This window comes from Propioniciclava sp. LT294 (assembly GCF_059516005.1).
The window spans coordinates 81,483-95,967 of sequence record NZ_JCAKNG010000010.1; the positions used below are offsets into that span (position 1 = coordinate 81,483).

At 67.8% G+C, this 14,485-nt stretch carries 15 protein-coding genes; 4 read left to right on the plus strand and 11 right to left on the minus strand.

Annotated elements, in window-relative coordinates:
* Nucleotides 1-156 precede the first annotated feature (156 nt).
* The 5 genes from AC5YDA_RS12410 to AC5YDA_RS12430 form a co-directional block, all read right to left on the minus strand.
* Nucleotides 157-588: a heat shock protein transcriptional repressor HspR gene (locus AC5YDA_RS12410; protein ID WP_496189300.1), complete on the minus strand. Its 432-nt coding sequence runs from the start codon at nucleotides 586-588 to the stop codon at nucleotides 157-159.
* Nucleotides 589-593: 5 nt separating this feature from the next.
* Nucleotides 594-1,754 carry a molecular chaperone DnaJ gene (dnaJ, locus tag AC5YDA_RS12415; protein WP_496189299.1) on the minus strand — a complete coding sequence of 387 codons (1,161 nt, stop codon included), beginning with the start codon at nucleotides 1,752-1,754 and terminating at the stop codon, nucleotides 594-596.
* 38 nt (nucleotides 1,755-1,792) lie between these two features.
* Entirely contained in the window at nucleotides 1,793-2,371 is a 579-nt protein-coding gene (locus AC5YDA_RS12420; protein WP_496189298.1) for a nucleotide exchange factor GrpE, read from the minus strand.
* Between the two features lie 114 nt (nucleotides 2,372-2,485).
* Nucleotides 2,486-4,351, minus strand: a complete 1,866-nt coding sequence (dnaK, locus tag AC5YDA_RS12425) for a molecular chaperone DnaK (protein WP_496189297.1) — start codon at nucleotides 4,349-4,351, stop codon at nucleotides 2,486-2,488.
* 198 nt (nucleotides 4,352-4,549) lie between these two features.
* Nucleotides 4,550-5,653, minus strand: a complete 1,104-nt coding sequence (locus AC5YDA_RS12430) for an inositol-3-phosphate synthase (RefSeq protein ID WP_496189296.1) — start codon at nucleotides 5,651-5,653, stop codon at nucleotides 4,550-4,552.
* 59 nt (nucleotides 5,654-5,712) lie between these two features.
* Between AC5YDA_RS12430 and AC5YDA_RS12435 the strand changes: the two genes are divergently transcribed.
* Nucleotides 5,713-6,495, plus strand: a complete 783-nt coding sequence (locus AC5YDA_RS12435) for an inositol monophosphatase family protein (protein ID WP_496189295.1) — start codon at nucleotides 5,713-5,715, stop codon at nucleotides 6,493-6,495.
* A 3-nt stretch (nucleotides 6,496-6,498) separates the two neighbouring features.
* On the opposite strand, the gene AC5YDA_RS12440 is transcribed toward AC5YDA_RS12435, so the two are convergent.
* The 6 genes from AC5YDA_RS12440 to AC5YDA_RS12465 all read right to left on the minus strand — a co-directional run bounded on the left by AC5YDA_RS12440 (nucleotide 6,499) and on the right by AC5YDA_RS12465 (nucleotide 10,565).
* Nucleotides 6,499-7,227, minus strand: coding sequence for a MarC family protein (locus AC5YDA_RS12440; RefSeq protein ID WP_496189294.1), 729 nt, complete (start codon nucleotides 7,225-7,227; stop codon nucleotides 6,499-6,501).
* 75 nt (nucleotides 7,228-7,302) lie between these two features.
* Nucleotides 7,303-8,382 (minus strand): cation diffusion facilitator family transporter, encoded by a 1,080-nt coding sequence (locus tag AC5YDA_RS12445; RefSeq protein ID WP_496189293.1) that lies wholly within the window; start codon nucleotides 8,380-8,382, stop codon nucleotides 7,303-7,305.
* Nucleotides 8,379-8,747, minus strand: a complete 369-nt coding sequence (locus AC5YDA_RS12450) for an ArsR/SmtB family transcription factor (protein ID WP_496189292.1) — start codon at nucleotides 8,745-8,747, stop codon at nucleotides 8,379-8,381. The genes AC5YDA_RS12445 and AC5YDA_RS12450 overlap by 4 nt, the downstream gene beginning before the upstream one ends.
* A 33-nt stretch (nucleotides 8,748-8,780) precedes the next feature.
* The gene (locus AC5YDA_RS12455; protein ID WP_496189291.1) at nucleotides 8,781-9,257 is read right to left on the minus strand and encodes a vitamin K epoxide reductase family protein; all 477 of its coding nucleotides are present in this window, start codon (nucleotides 9,255-9,257) and stop codon (nucleotides 8,781-8,783) included.
* The gene (locus tag AC5YDA_RS12460) at nucleotides 9,254-10,126 is read right to left on the minus strand and encodes a DUF929 family protein (protein ID WP_496189290.1); all 873 of its coding nucleotides are present in this window, start codon (nucleotides 10,124-10,126) and stop codon (nucleotides 9,254-9,256) included. Before AC5YDA_RS12460 ends, AC5YDA_RS12455 begins: the two co-directional genes overlap by 4 nt.
* A gap of 52 nt (nucleotides 10,127-10,178) precedes the next feature.
* Entirely contained in the window at nucleotides 10,179-10,565 is a 387-nt protein-coding gene (locus tag AC5YDA_RS12465; protein ID WP_496189289.1) for a hypothetical protein, read from the minus strand.
* Between the two features lie 34 nt (nucleotides 10,566-10,599).
* On the opposite strand from AC5YDA_RS12465, the gene msrA reads away from it, so the two are divergent.
* From msrA to AC5YDA_RS12480, 3 genes are all read left to right on the plus strand, one after another.
* Nucleotides 10,600-11,250, plus strand: a complete 651-nt coding sequence (gene msrA, locus AC5YDA_RS12470) for a peptide-methionine (S)-S-oxide reductase MsrA (protein ID WP_496193039.1) — start codon at nucleotides 10,600-10,602, stop codon at nucleotides 11,248-11,250.
* A 63-nt stretch (nucleotides 11,251-11,313) separates the two neighbouring features.
* Nucleotides 11,314-11,772, plus strand: coding sequence for a DUF4236 domain-containing protein (locus AC5YDA_RS12475; RefSeq protein ID WP_496189287.1), 459 nt, complete (start codon nucleotides 11,314-11,316; stop codon nucleotides 11,770-11,772).
* Between the two features lie 652 nt (nucleotides 11,773-12,424).
* The gene (locus tag AC5YDA_RS12480; RefSeq protein ID WP_496193040.1) at nucleotides 12,425-13,975 is read left to right on the plus strand and encodes an IS1634 family transposase; all 1,551 of its coding nucleotides are present in this window, start codon (nucleotides 12,425-12,427) and stop codon (nucleotides 13,973-13,975) included.
* Nucleotides 13,976-14,485: the final 510 nt, after the last annotated feature.

Consider the following 14,485-nt stretch of genomic DNA (forward strand, 5'->3'; position numbering starts at 1 on the left):
GCTCCGAACTAGAGGCGAAACGTGCTGCGACCACCGTGGCACCGAGACGGCCGCAAGTACAGAGCATTGGAGCGAATTACACGTGCGCTTTTCGCTCAACTTTCCCTCAGGTTGCACAAAGTTGCGGGCGCCACCCCTCTTCAGGGCGGGCTGGGGTCAGAGCACTGACGGAGGCAGCGCCCGGGGAGACCGGGAGCGGACCGTGCGGCCGAGGTGGACGGTCCCGTGACCGGCGGTGAAGGTCCGGGAAACAGTGCCCTCGCCACCGGCCTGGGCGGCTTGGATGATCTCGACCAAGCGGACGATCTGGCCCTGCGCATCGTCCAGTTGGGCCTCGAGGTCGAGGATGCGGCGGATGCCCTCGAGGTTGATGCCCTCCTCCTGTGAGAGCACTTGGATGTGGCGCAACCTGGCCACGTCACGCAGGGTGTACCGGCGGCCCCGGCCCTTGGCCCGCTGGGGGACCACGAGGCCGAGGCGGTCGTAGCCACGCAGTGTCTGCGGGTGCATCTCGGCCAACCGGGCCGCCACGGTGACCGTGAACAGGGGCGCATCCACGTCCAGGCGCGCGGGCAGGAAGTCCGACATGCCGCTCACCTGAACAGACCCGCGCGCGGGTTGCCGGCGCCCAGGACGTCCGCGTAGCGCTTCAGCGCCTCCGCGGCGTCCGGCGACAAGGTGGCGGGTACATCGACGGTCACGGTCACCAGCAGGTCACCGGACTCGCCGTCGTTCTTGCGAACACCCTTGCCCCGCACCCGGAAGGTGCGCCCGTTCGGCGTCCCGGCGGGGACACGCAGTCGGACCCGGGGGCCCTGGAGCGTGGGCACCTCGATGTCGGCACCCAGGGCGGCCTCGGTGAACGAGACCGGGACATCCAGCGTGAGGTTGTCACCCTTGCGGCCGAACAGCTTGTGCGGACGCACGTTGACCAGCACGTACAGGTCACCGGGGGCGCCGCCGTTCTCCCCCGCTCCACCCTTGCCCTTGATGCGGATCCGCTGGCCGTCGGTCACCCCGGCCGGCACACGGACCTGCATGGTCTTGGTGGAGCGCGCGCGGCCGGAGCCGCTGCAGTCCGGGCACGGGGCCTCGACGATCAGGCCACGCCCCCGGCAGTCCGGGCACGGCTCGGCGATGGCGAAGCCCGACGACGTCTGCGACTCCTTCATGCCCGACCCTTGGCAGGTGGGACACACCCTCGGCACCGTCCCGGCCTTGGCCCCGGTCCCACGACACGAGGGGCACGGGGCGTCCGACACCGTCTGCATCGAGACGGTCGTCCCCTCGACGGCCTGGGTGAAGTCGATGGTGACCTCACCCTCGATGTCCGTACCGCGGCGCGGGTTGCGGGGCGAACGACGCGTGGTGGTGCCGCCGAACAGACCCCCGAACAGGTCGGAGATGTTCTGGTCGCCGGCCGTGGCGTTGCGGAACAGGTCCTCCATGGAGGGTCCGGTCGTCGCCCCGTAGCCCCCAGGGCGGGTCCCCCCCGCGCCCGGGAACCGGAAGCCACTGCCGAACAGCGACCGCTGCTCGTCGTACTCCTTGCGCTTCTTCGGATCGGACAGCACCGAATTGGCCTCGGACGCCTCCTTGAACTTCGCCTCCGCCTTGGCGTTTCCGGGGTTCTGGTCCGGGTGGTTGTCGCGGGCGATCTTGCGGAACGCCTTCTTGATCTCCTCCGGTTTGGCGTCCTTGGAGACGCCCAGCACCTTGTAGTAGTCCTTCTCAAGCCAGTCCTTGGTGCTCATCGGCGCCTCCTCTCAGTGGTTGCGAACAGTGCTCGGAATCAGTTGGGCTCGGCGACGCCCACGCGAGCGGGCCGGATGACGTGGTCGCCCAGTTGGACGCCCTTCTGGAGGACCGCCGAAATGACGGTCGTGGTGTGGTCGCCCTCGATCGGCATGTGCATGAGCGCCTCGTGCCGGTGCGGATCGAACTCCTCGCCGACCTCGCCGTACACGACGAGTCCATGCTTGGCGAACACCTTCTGCAGTGCCTCCACCACGAGCCGGAACCCGCCGTCGAGTTCCTCGTGCTGTTCGGCCGCCTCGATGGCGTCCACGACCGGCAGCATGTCCTTGACGACGGACTCGACGCCCTTGAGTCGCGCCACGTCGCGGTCACGGTCGACCCGACGCTTGTAGTTCACGTACTCGGCGTGCAGGCGCTGGAGGTCGGCGGTCCGCTCGGACAGCTGCGCCTCCAGAGCGGCCTCACGACCGGACGCCTCGGGCCGCGCACCCTCCTCCGGTGCGGGAGCCGCACCGTCCAGGGCGGACGGGTCGTCCGGCACCTCGAACTGGGCCTCGCTGCCGTCACCCACGCCTTCGTCGTCGGGCGCGAATTCGTCGGAATCGTTGCTCACGTCATCTCCTCCTCGTGCGGGACGGGCCGGCGGGTGGCCCTTCTGCGAGCCCGATGGAACCGGAGAGAGGTTCACCGAACTCGCGGAAGGAGCCTACCCAGCCGACCCATCACGTCACTTGTTGTCGGTCTCGTCGTCGACGATCTCGGCGTCGACGACATCGTCGTCACCGGCGGACCCGCCCTGAGGGGCATCCTCGGTGGTGTAGGCCTGGTCGTCGCCGGAGCCCTGCTGGGCCTGCGCGGCGGCGTACATGGCCTGGCCCATGGCGGAGGCCTTCTCGTTGAGGTCGTTCATCGCGTCCCTGACCTCGTCGTCGTTGTCGGCGCCCTTCAGGGCCTCCTTCAGCCTGTCGAGGGCCTCGCTCACCGGAGCCTTGACGTCGGCACCGATGGTCTCCTCGTTGTCCTTGAGGAGCTTCTCGGTGCGGAACGCCAGGGCGTCCGCCTCGTTGCGCATCTCGACGGACTCGCGACGCTTCTTGTCCTCCTCGGCATGGGCCTCGGCGTCCTTCATCATGCGGTCGATGTCCTCCTTGCCGAGGGCCGAGCCGCCGGTGACGGTCATGGACTGCTCCTTGGAGGTGGCCATGTCCTTGGCGTTGACGTGAACGATGCCGTTGGCGTCGATGTCGAACGTGACCTCGATCTGCGGCACGCCGCGCGGGGCGGGCATCAGGCCGGTCAGCTCGAAGTTGCCGAGCGACTTGTTGTCGCGGGCGAAGTCACGCTCACCCTGGTACACCTGGATCATCACGGAGGGCTGGTTGTCCTCGGCGGTGGTGAAGACCTCGGAGCGCTTGGTCGGGATCGTGGTGTTGCGCTCGATGATGCGCGTCATCACGCCGCCCTTGGTCTCGATGCCCAGCGACAGCGGGGTCACGTCGAGCAGCAGGACGTCCTTCACCTCACCCTTCAGGACGCCGGCCTGCAGCGAGGCGCCGAGCGCGACGACCTCGTCCGGGTTGACGCCCTTGTGGGGCTCCTTGCCGCCGGTCAGCTCCTTGACCAGGTCGACGACGGCCGGCATGCGGGTGGAGCCGCCGACCAGGATGACGTGGTCGATCTTGCCGATGGTGGTGTTGGCGTCCTTGATGACGTTGTTGAACGGGGCGCGGCAGCGGTCCAGCAGGTCCTGGGTCAGGCGCTGGAACTCGGCGCGGGTGAGCTTCTCGTCCAGGTGGAGGGGACCCTCGGCGCCGGCCGTGATGTAGGGCAGGTTGATGTGGGTCTCCTGCGCGGAGCTCAGCTCGATCTTGGCGCGCTCAGCGGCCTCCTGGAGGCGCTGGGTGGCCATCCGGTCCTTGGACAGGTCGATGCCGTGCGCGTTCTTGAACTGCTTGGCCAGCCAGTCGACGATGCGCTGGTCCCAGTCGTCGCCGCCGAGGCGGTTGTCGCCCTTGGTGGCCTTCACCTCGAAGACGCCGTCGGCGATCTCCATCAGGGACACGTCGAACGTGCCGCCACCGAGGTCGAAGACGAGGATGGTCTGCTCGACGTCACCCTTGTCGAGGCCGTAGGCCAGCGCGGCGGCGGTCGGCTCGTTGATGATGCGGTCGACGGTCAGGCCCGCGATCTCGCCGGCCTCCTTGGTGGCCTGACGCTCGGCGTCACCGAAGTAGGCCGGAACGGTAATGACCGCGTTGGTCACGGACTCACCGAGGTAGGCCTCGGCGTCGCGCTTCAGCTTCTGGAGCACACGCGCCGAGATCTCCTGCGGCGTGTACTTCTTGGAGTCGATGTCGACGCTCCAGTTCGTGCCCATGTGGCGCTTGACGGAACGGATCGTGCGGTCGACGTTGGTCACGGCCTGACGCTTGGCGACCTCGCCGACGAGGACCTCGCCGTTCTTGGCGAAGGCGACGACCGACGGCGTCGTGCGGGCGCCCTCGGCGTTGGGGATGACGGTGGGCTCGCCGCCCTCGAGGACGGCGACGACAGAGTTGGTGGTGCCGAGGTCGATACCGACTGCGCGGGCCATGATGGTTCCTCCGTAGGTCTAAGGGACTTCGCGGTTGAGCCTAGCAGACTCAATCTGGAAGTTGAGTTCACCAGACTCAACTCCGGGAGTATCCGGGGTATTCCCGCGGCGGTGGCCCGTCCCCGCACAGATGGGACGTCCGCGCCCCCTGCCATCCCTGGCGGGGCGCGGACGCGCCGGGAACGGGTGAACGGACCGTCAGGCCGCGCCGTGCCCGTAGGTCTCGATGAACTTCTCGACCAGGTCACGGGCCTCGCGGTCCTCGATCTGCACCGGCGGGTGCTTGCTGAAGTAGGCGGCCGGTTCGACGATCGCGCCGGACAGGCCGGCGTCCAACGCCAGCTTGCAGCAGCGGATCGAGTCGATGGCGACGCCGGCCGAGTTCGGCGAGTCCTCCACCGAGAGCCGGAGCTCCAGGTTCATCGGCACGTCCCCGAAGTGCGTCGACTCGATGCGCAGGAAGCAGACCTTGTTGTCCTTCTGCCACGGCACGTAGTCGGACGGCCCGACATGGATGTCGTACGGGTCGATCCGCTGGCCGCGCGCCTCGATCATCGACGTGACGGCCTCGGTCTTGGAGGTCTTCTTGTCGGCCAGGCGATCACGCTCCAGCATGTTGAGGAAGTCGGTGTTGCCACCGGTGTTCAGCTGGTAAGTGTGCTTGATCTGCATGCCTCGGTCGAGGAACAGGTTCGTGAGCGTCCGGTGCACGATGGTCGCGCCGACCTGCGCCTTGATGTCGTCGCCGACGACGGGCAGGCCCGCGTCCGCGAACTTCTGCGCCCACTCCGGGTTCGAGGCGATGAAGACCGGGATGGCGTTGACGAAGCCGCAGCCCGCCTCGATGGCGGCGTTCGCGTAGAACTCGGTCGCCTCCTGCGAGCCGACGGGCAGGTAGTTCACCACGATCTCGGCTCCGGACTCCTTGAGCGCGGCGACCACGTCGATGGGCTGGTCGGCCTCGTCGACCGGCACGACGTCGGCGGTGTACTTGTTGACACCGTCCAGCACCGGGCCACGCTGCACCAGGACACCGGTGTGAGGCACCTGGGCGAACACCGTGGTGTTGTTGGGCTCCGCGTAGATCGCCTCGGCCACGTCACGGCCGACCTTGGCGCTGTTGACGTCGAACGCCGCGACGATCTCGATGTCGCGGACGTGGTAGCCCCCGAAGTTGGCGTGCATGAGCCCCGGGATGAAGGCGTCGTCCGCGGCGTCCTTGTAGTACTCGATGCCCTGGATCAACGAACTCGCGCAGTTGCCCACGCCCACCACGGCCAGCTTGATGGTGCGACCACCCATCGATCTCCCGCCCCCTTGTTCTTCTGTTGTCTCTTCCGCGCGCGTGGCAGACTGCCCGCGTGCTCGCTTCTGACGAGATTTCCCGCCTCTTGGTGAACACCTGCGACGAGGTGGTTATTCCACGGTTCCGTCGCCTGGGGGCCGAGGACGTGGCCGAGAAGTCACCGGGCGACCTCGTCACGGTCGCCGACCGGCTGGCCGAGGAGGTGCTGACGGACGCGCTGGCCGCCGCGTTCCCGGCGGCGACGATCATCGGCGAGGAAGCCGTCGCCGCCGATCCCTCCCTGCTGCATCGGATCGACGTCGGGCACGTGTGGCTCGTCGACCCGGTGGACGGCACCGGCAACTTCGTCGCCGGCAGGGACGAGTTCGGCATGCTCCTGACCGAACTGGTCGACGGAGACCCCGTCCGATCGTGGATCTGGCGCGCCGTCGTCCGGCAGATGCTGGTGGCCGAGCGCGGCGCCGGCGTCAGGGTGGACGGGGGGCGGTTGCCCCCGCCGACCCCCGCGCGCAGCCTGCTCGTCGGCGGCGTCACGGGCGAGTACGCCCACTTGCGTGGCCCCGGCCTGGCCGAGCCCGGGCCGATGACAGGCAGTTGCACCGGCGATTACCCGGCGATCGCGCTCGGGCAGCGCGACTACCTGATCCACAACGGCCGGCACCCCTGGGACCACTGGCCCGGCATCCTGGTGCTGGAGGAGCTGGGCGGCGTCGTGCGGTTCCTCGACGGGACGCCGTATGTCACCGATTCGACCTCGCCGCAGAAGCTCCTGGCAGCCCGCAGCCCGCAGGTGTGGGACGCCGTCGCGGCCGCGGCGCGGGCCCTGCCCCCGGCCTGAGGCTCACCCGCGCAGCGCCGGCAGCAGCGACAACAGGCCCTCGATGACCATCGCGACCGCGATGGACGCGATGATCATGCCCATCAGGCGGGTCATGATGACACGCAGGGTGTGCGACATCCGCGACCCGATGGCCGGCGCGAACCACAGCACCAGGAGCAGCAACGCCAGAACGGACACCGCGGCCAGCACGACCGACAGGCGTCCTTGGATGTCCTGCGCCTGACCCGTGAAGACGATGATCGAGGTGATGGTGCCCGGGCCGAGCAGCATGGGGAACGTCAGGGGGTAGAACGACACGTCGGAGGCCGCCTCCGCAGCCGGGTCGACCGGGGTGGCTCCGCCGTGGGGCGCACCGCGTCCGGGAACGGGGTCGTCCCCCACTGCACCCGGGTGCGCCGCGCGGGCGCGGAGTCGCGCCTTCTCCTGGGGTGTCCCCTCGTGGGCAGTGCTGCCGCCGTTCAACATCGTGAGGCCGATCATGGCCAGGACGATGCCGCCGGCGACCCGGAAGTGGTCCACGGAGATGCCGAAGAACGTGAGGATGGCCGTCCCGCTCACCATGACCACCGCGGCCATCACCAGGCTGTACAGCACGACCCTCACCACGGTGCGCCGCTGGTGTGCGTGGTCCATGCCGTGGGTGAGCGCGAGGAAGGTCGGCAACACGACGAACGGGTTCATGACCGCGAACAGGGCACCGAAGGCGCGCACGAGCAGAGGGACGTCCACGCCGGAATCCTCGCATCGGACGCCCTCGGGCCCCGCATCGACGGAAGGGTTACCTCTTCACTCGCGGCGTACCGGTCACGAGGCGGTGGCCCGCACCTGCACCTGGACCCGATCGAGGTTGCGGACCCGGTCACGGATGGCACCTTCCACCGCTTGGGCCAGGACGTCCACCTCGGCGAGTGGGAGCGCCGCATCGGCATGGACCGTGGCATCGCCCTCCATCCGGTGGCCCACCCAGCGTGCGCGCACCTGACCGACCTCCGTGACACCCTCGACCCCGGCCGCGGCCCCGGTCATGCGGTCGAGGACCTCCGGCTCGACGCCGTCCATGAGGCGACGGACGATGATGATCAACGAGTTGACCAGGATTCCCGCGATGGCGACCGCGATCAGGAGCCCAGCCACGGCGTCCGCACCGGGGAAGCCGAGCCAGACACCGATCACGCCCGCGATCACGGCCAGCGAGGTGAACCCGTCGGCGCGCGCGTGCTGCCCCTCGGCGATGAGGGCCGCGGAGCCGATGCGCCGGCCAGTCCGGATCCGGTACTCGGCGACGATCTCGTTGCCCAGGAACCCGATGATGCCGGCCGCGAACACCCAGCCGAGGTTGGTCAGCGGACGCGGGTTCAACAGCGCATCGATCGACTCGACGACGATCAGGACGATCGAGGCGACGATGACGGCGGTGATGAAGAGACCGACGAGGTCCTCCGCGCGGCGATAACCGTACGGGTAACGCTGGGTGGGCTTCCGCCGTCCGATCCGGAAGGCCATGATCAGGGGGATGGTCGTGGCGGCATGGCCGAGGTTGTGGATCGTGTCGGCCAACAGGGCGATGGAACCGGACAGCCAGACGATGACGATCTGCAGGACGGCCGTCGCCATCATGCCCGCGAGGCCGATCCATGCGGTGCGGATGCCGTCCCGGGTGGACTCCTCCGCCGTCTGGATCACATCGACCGAGTCGTGCGCGTGCGGGATCAGCGCGTGCTTGATCCTGGCCCAGACCCCCTGGCCGTGGTCATGGCCATGCCCGTGGTCATGGTCGTGCCCGTGGTCATGGTCGTGCCCGTGGTCATGGTCGTGGTCGTGGCGCTGGTGCCGGTCGGGGCCACCTGCGGCGTGGGCGGCGCCGTGGTCATGGGTGGCGCTCACGCGAGTGCCCCCCTGGCCTGGACGGACGGCTGGTGATGGGCAGGGTCGGGGTGCAACGCGTGCTCGGCGTTGTGCACGGCGTCGATGACCAGTCGGGCGATGTGCTCGTTGGCGACCCGGTAGTGGATCTGGACGCCCTCCCGACGCGTCAGCACCAAGCGCTCCATGCGCAGCTTGGCGAGGTGCTGCGAGACGGACGGGGCAGGCTTCCCGACCAGAACGGCCAGCTCTCCCACGGTGAGCTCCCGCCTGGTGAGCGCCCACAGCAGCCGGACCCGAGTGGGGTCGGCCAGCATGCGGAACACGCCGACGGCAAGGTCGACCTCGTCCTCGCCCGGGAGTTCCGCCTCACTATCTGCATTCATGCGTAGATAGTAGCGCGGCGGAGGCCCTGCACTCTAGGCCTCGTCCGGGGAACCCACCATCCACGTCGTGAGGTAGAAGATGAACAGCACCGCCGTGATCACGTGGACCACCGTGCACCACGTGCAGATCTGCCCGATCATGACGAATTCGGCCCAGACCAGGTACAGGACGAACAGCAACCCCACGCCCGTGTAGAGCATCCCGACCAACCGTCCGCGGGGCAGCCCCAGCCGACGACCGAGGAACGCGAACGCGACCCCGCCGACGGAGTAGAGCAGGCCCAGCAGCGCAACCGGGACGCCGAAGAGGTAGGCCCACTGGCTGCTCGTGACTGACGCGCAGTTGACGAACGAACCCTCGGCACACGCGAGGACGGAGTCCGCCGCGTAGTGGTCGTAGGTCAGGTACGCGGAGACGGCGAGGGCGGCGAGCCAGAGCATCTTGATCCAGATCGGGCTCGGCTCCGCTGGACGGACGCGCTGCGCTCCGGCCACCTCCGTGTCGGTCATCCCAGAACCCTCTTGGCCGCGACCACACCGGGCGAGGTGCACACGTCGCCGGGCTGGTCGTTGGTCAGCGCACAGATCTGCGCGGTGGTGACGTTCGCGGCACCCAGGATCCCCTGCGCCTCCGGCGAGTTGGTGTCGGCGAGCTTCGCAGCGACGGAGTCACCGGTCTTGCCGGGGAGGTAGCCCCCCTGAGTGAACGGCTGCAGGAAGGGCGTCCCGCTCGTGTGCGTGCCCCAGTAGAGCCACGGGTAACCGGTCATGCCGTGCTCCTGGGCGATCCTCTCGTCCTCGGGGGAGAGCTTCTCGAGATCCTGCCCCTGGGCGTTCTTCATCTCGTAGCCCTTGAAGACCAGGTAGTCGCTCGTGTAGGTCGAGTCGACGTAGGAGACGGTCGGGATGCTGCCCAGCGCGCCGCCCGCCGGGGTTGTGGCGGCCTTGAGGCCCTCGAAGTCGCCGAACCGCTCCAGGGCGATCGTCAGCGGCCAACGGGTGAACCCGCAGTAGGAGCAGTACTCCGCGCCGATGTAGAGCAGGCGGGGCTTGCCGTCCACCATCTGCACCTGGCCGCCCGGGATCGGGGTGGCCGGGGAGATCGTCAGCGAGCCGGGCCCGACGGCGTCCAGCGACGCGGCGGGGACGTCCTTCAACTCGGCGACGTAGGAGTCCGAGCCACCCGCGGCCTGCGGGCGATTCATCCCGACCGCGATGATGACGCCGACGACCAGCAACAGGAGCGCCGCGGCGCCGGCGGCGATGCCGAACATCCGGTTGCGGCGAGCAGTCGCCGCGGCCTTCTCACGCTCCGCCGCGAGCCGCGCCCGCGCGGACGCCTGCGCTGCCGCGTTGCTCTGCTTTCCTGCCTTGGCCATGGGTCTCCCTGTCGATCGCCGATTCGCTGGACAGCCTACCCAGAGCCTCAGGTCAGCGGTCGCGCTCCTTGGACTTCTTGTCACGCCCCGCCAGCACCACGGCGAAGGCCGGCAAGTTCTTGGCACGCTCCTCCAGGACGTCGGCCAGCGACTTCCACACGCCGGGCTCGAGGTCGGCGAAATCGGTGCCACGTGCCCACACCAGCACGGTCTGCGGCGCGACCCCCTCCAGGCGCGACGCCAGCGCAGCGGGCGTGACGATGTCGCCCAGCCCGAGGGCGAGCCCGAGTTCGGTGAGGACGGTCCGCCGCGGGTCGCGCCCCAGGTCCTCGGGCAGCTGCAGGACCTTCGGCGCCCAACCGCCGAGGCGCCAGTCGCCGGAGACGGATGCGGCGTCCGCCTTGGTGGTGTAGAAGCCGGGAGCGAAGGCAGCAGTCATGGGGGTCAGCGTAGTGCGAGCTACCCTTGCGGGCATGTTCGGTCGTTGGGGAATGATGCAACCACGCCTGGTCGACCCGCGGTTGGCCCTGCCCGGGCGGGAGGAGCCGATCCTGCCGGGGGGAGCCGTCCACGACATCTTCGGGATCAACGTGCAGGACACGCCCCCAGGCTCCGAGGTCGCCTACCTGGCCCTCGGCTGCTTCTGGGGCGCGGAGAAGCTCTACTGGACGACCCCGGGGGTCACGAACACCGCGGTCGGCTACATGGGCGGCTTCTCACCGAATCCGACCTACGAGGAGGCCTGCTCGGGTCGCACCGGTCACACGGAGACCGTTCGGGTCACCTTCGATCCCCAGCGCATCACCTATGACGAACTGCTGCGCATCTTCTTCGAGAACCACGACCCGACCCAAGGCATGCGGCAGGGCAACGACATCGGCACCCAGTATCGCTCCGTGATCTTCGCCACCTCCCCCGAACAGGCGGAGGCTGCCGAAGCGGCGGTGCAGCGCTACAACTCGGCCTTCAAGGAGGCCGGCTACGGCGACATCACCACCGAGGTCGTCAGCGAGCCGACTCCCTTCTACTTCGCGGAGCCGTACCACCAGCAGTACCTGTTCAAGGTTCCGGACGGCTACTGCCCGATCCACGCCACGGGCGTGACCTGCAGGCCGCGGGAGTAGCCGGACCACGAGCGCCTGAAGCGGGCTAGTGTGTTTATACGAGACACGCTTGGAGGGGTTGGCATGGGATTGAACTTCCGCAAGAGCATCAAGATCGGGCCGGGCCGCGTGACGTTCAGTAAGACCGGGGTGAGCGCCAGCGTGGGCGTCAAGGGGGCGCGGATCACCAAGTCCACGACCGGGCGGACCACGAAGACAGTAGGCATCCCCGGGACGGGCATCCACCACACGTCCAGCAACTCTAAGTCCAGCCGGGCTGCCACCCCGTCGCCGGGAGCGCCGCCGGGCGGCGCCTCCCTGGAGCCACGGCACAACTTCACGGGCTACAGCAAAGCGGAGAGGAAGGAACTGGCCGCCCAGGCGACACCGGAGGACAAGCGGGCGGCCTGGAGGGCTCCGCGAGACAGCCTGACGCTGACCCAGGCGGCTTACCGCTGGCGGATCAACCAACGGATCCTCAAGTGGCTGGCCCTGCCGGCGTTCGTCTTGCTGGCGGTGGTCATAATCGTCGCCACTCTTTAGAGCCCCGAGGCCAGATGGCCACAAGGCCCCCGGCCCCGCAGTAAGAGGGGGCACGGCGTGCCCCGAGGGCATACTTCTACCAGAGGGCTCGGCAGCGTGGCCGCCCGCAAGCGGATGGGCAGTTGAAAACGAAATACCTGGCAGCGCTGGTCATGTTGGGATTCAGCCTTGGGGGTTGCTCAGCCGGGGCCTCCCCTACAAGCTCGACCCCGGCGGTCGCTTCGCCGGCGACGTCGGCCACCAGGACCGCGAGCCCGCCAGCACGTCCCGAAACGGCGGACAAGGTTGCCGACGCGAAGGGCGACGCGGAGGGCACAGCAGACCTCCTCGCAGTCGAGCCCAGAACTTCTACGAACGTGCTCCACGCCACTTGGACACTGGCAGATGCGCTGCCCTCAGGGGACATTGGCCTGTATCTGGCTGCGGCGTCCAGCGACGGGACCAAGGCTGGACGATCGGGAGTCAAGTTCGCCAACGGGAAGAAGTCCAGCCATTTCGTCTTCCTGAACAGGCAGAACAAGAACTTGCACGGCGTCGTCGTCCTGAGTTGGACCTCTGGTGGCGATTTCGGGGGTCCTAGTGATTATCGGTCGTAGTCAGCGAAGGTTGGTTGGCCCGTTTGGGGCACTAACCAGGCGGTAAGATCGTGCGGGTGAGCCCGTTCCTGCGGAAGGTGAAGACCGCTTCGGGTGCGACGGCTGTGCAGATCGTGGAGAAGAAGCACGGGGTCCGCACGATCCTGGAGCACTTGGGCTCGGCGCACGATGAGGCCCAGTTGGCGGCCTTGTTGCAGGTGGGGCAGGAGAAGCTCCACGCGAACCAACCCCTGCTGGACCTACCGACCAAGGGCGGCGTGCAGGCCGGGGCGGCGGTGATCGAGGGCAAGCAGTCGAAACTGCTCGTGGACGTGGTGCGGGCCTCCTGGCGTCGGCTCGGGTTCGACGTGGTCGAGGATGAGGCGTTCTTCCAGTTGGTGTTGGCCAGGCTGGTGGAGCCGACCTCGAAGGTGGACAGTCTGCGCGTGGTGGCCGACCTCGGCGTCGCTGCGGTGCACCTGTCCACGGTGAAGCGTTGCTTGAAACGGTGTGCTGACAAGGAGTACCGCAGCAAGGTCGCCCACGCGTGCTTCGAGCACGTGTGGACCGACCGGGGTGGGGACGTGTCCCTGCTCATGTACGACGTGACCACGCTGTACTTCGAGACCGACACCGAGGACGACCTCCGCAAGGTGGGGTTCAGCAAGGAACGCCGGGTCGATCCGCAGATCGTGGTGGGCTTGCTCGTGGACCGCACCGGGTTCCCGCTGGAGATCGCCTGCTTTGAGGGGAACAAGGCCGAAACCCACACGATCATCCCGGTGGTCAAGGCGTTCCAGGACCGGCACCAGGTGGCCGACATGGTCGTCGTCGCGGATGCGGGCATGTTGTCCACTGCGAACCTGGAAGCCATCGACGAGGCCGGCCTGCGGTTCATCGTCGGCTCCCGCGTCACCCGCGCCCCGCACGACCTGGGCAAGTACTTCCACTGGCACGGCAACGCCTTCGCTGATGGCCAGGTCATCGACACCATCACCCTGCGCCGACAGAAGACTGATCCCGACCAGTTGAAAACCCGCGCCGAACCCGTCTGGACACCCGAAACGCATCCGGCCGCGTGGCGCGCCGTCTGGCAGTACTCCCACAAGCGGGCTGCCCGGGACCGCAAGACCCTCGCGGCACAACGCGACCGGGCGATGGCGATCGTGGACGGAGTACGGCCGGCGAAGAAGGCCCGGTTCGTGAAGACCACCGGCCAGACCGCCAGCCTGGACGAAGCATCGCTACAACGCGCCACCGACCTGGTCGGGTTGAAGGGCTACGTCACCAACATCACCGCCAGCACCATGCCGGCGGCCGAGGTCATCAGCAGCTACCACGACCTGTGGCAGGTCGAGCAGTCCTTCCGGATGAGCAAGAGCGACCTGGCTGCCCGGCCGATCTACCACCACCTGCGCGACTCGATCGAGGCCCACCTCACCATCGTGTTCACCGCCCTCGCGATCGCCCGCGACCTGCAAGCCCGCACCGGCTGGAGCATCAAGAGGATCGTCCGGGCACTACGCCCCCTGCAACACGTCACCATCACTCTGGCCGGCCAACACCTACAAGCCGAACCCATGATCCCCGACGACATCGCCGAAATGCTCGCCCGCGCGGGTCACTAAAGAGGTCCAACTCAGGTGAACAGGCAGAACAAGAACTTGCACGGCGTCGTCGTGGCGGACGGCAGCACGGTGTCCGTAGTCTTTCCACTGGTGGAGCTATCCCCTCTCGGTTCTGGGATGAGTTGGTACGCCACGGCAACGGCTGACGGCAAGGAAAGTGACGACGCACCGGATCATGGGCCAGACTTACTCAATCCCAATTCCTGCTGGTTCGACCTCTAGGCCCGAGGCTCTTTTCCCTCGGCGATCACAGGAAGGCTCACGTTAGACGGCGAGAAAGTGGCTGACCCGATAGCGTTGCTGAGCAGGTGGTCCCCCATGTATAGGAAGGTCACAAAACATGAGAACTCTTGCCAGCCTCGTAGGCTTCGGCCTTCTTCTGGCCTGACTTGCACACCTTGAGCTGATTGCTGGGGTTCCGGGCGATATCACTGCTAGTCGGAGAGTTTTGGTTCGTGGGTTTGGGGCACTAAAGGGGCCGGTAGGATCGGGTGGGTGAGCCCGTTCCTG

Excerpts from the sequence above, each read along its gene's own strand:
- AC5YDA_RS12410 (WP_496189300.1), bottom strand. The coding sequence starts at position 588 with ATGTCGGACTTCCTGCCCGCGCGCCTGGACGTGGATGCGCCCCTGTTC.
- dnaJ (WP_496189299.1), bottom strand. The coding sequence starts at position 1,754 with ATGAGCACCAAGGACTGGCTTGAGAAGGACTACTACAAGGTGCTGGGC.
- dnaK (WP_496189297.1), bottom strand. The coding sequence starts at position 4,351 with ATGGCCCGCGCAGTCGGTATCGACCTCGGCACCACCAACTCTGTCGTC.
- AC5YDA_RS12430 (WP_496189296.1), bottom strand. The coding sequence starts at position 5,653 with ATGGGTGGTCGCACCATCAAGCTGGCCGTGGTGGGCGTGGGCAACTGC.
- AC5YDA_RS12450 (WP_496189292.1), bottom strand. The coding sequence starts at position 8,747 with ATGAATGCAGATAGTGAGGCGGAACTCCCGGGCGAGGACGAGGTCGAC.
- AC5YDA_RS12455 (WP_496189291.1), bottom strand. The coding sequence starts at position 9,257 with ATGACCGACACGGAGGTGGCCGGAGCGCAGCGCGTCCGTCCAGCGGAG.
- AC5YDA_RS12460 (WP_496189290.1), bottom strand. The coding sequence starts at position 10,126 with ATGGCCAAGGCAGGAAAGCAGAGCAACGCGGCAGCGCAGGCGTCCGCG.
- AC5YDA_RS12465 (WP_496189289.1), bottom strand. The coding sequence starts at position 10,565 with ATGACTGCTGCCTTCGCTCCCGGCTTCTACACCACCAAGGCGGACGCC.
- msrA (WP_496193039.1), top strand. The coding sequence starts at position 10,600 with ATGTTCGGTCGTTGGGGAATGATGCAACCACGCCTGGTCGACCCGCGG.
- AC5YDA_RS12475 (WP_496189287.1), top strand. The coding sequence starts at position 11,314 with ATGGGATTGAACTTCCGCAAGAGCATCAAGATCGGGCCGGGCCGCGTG.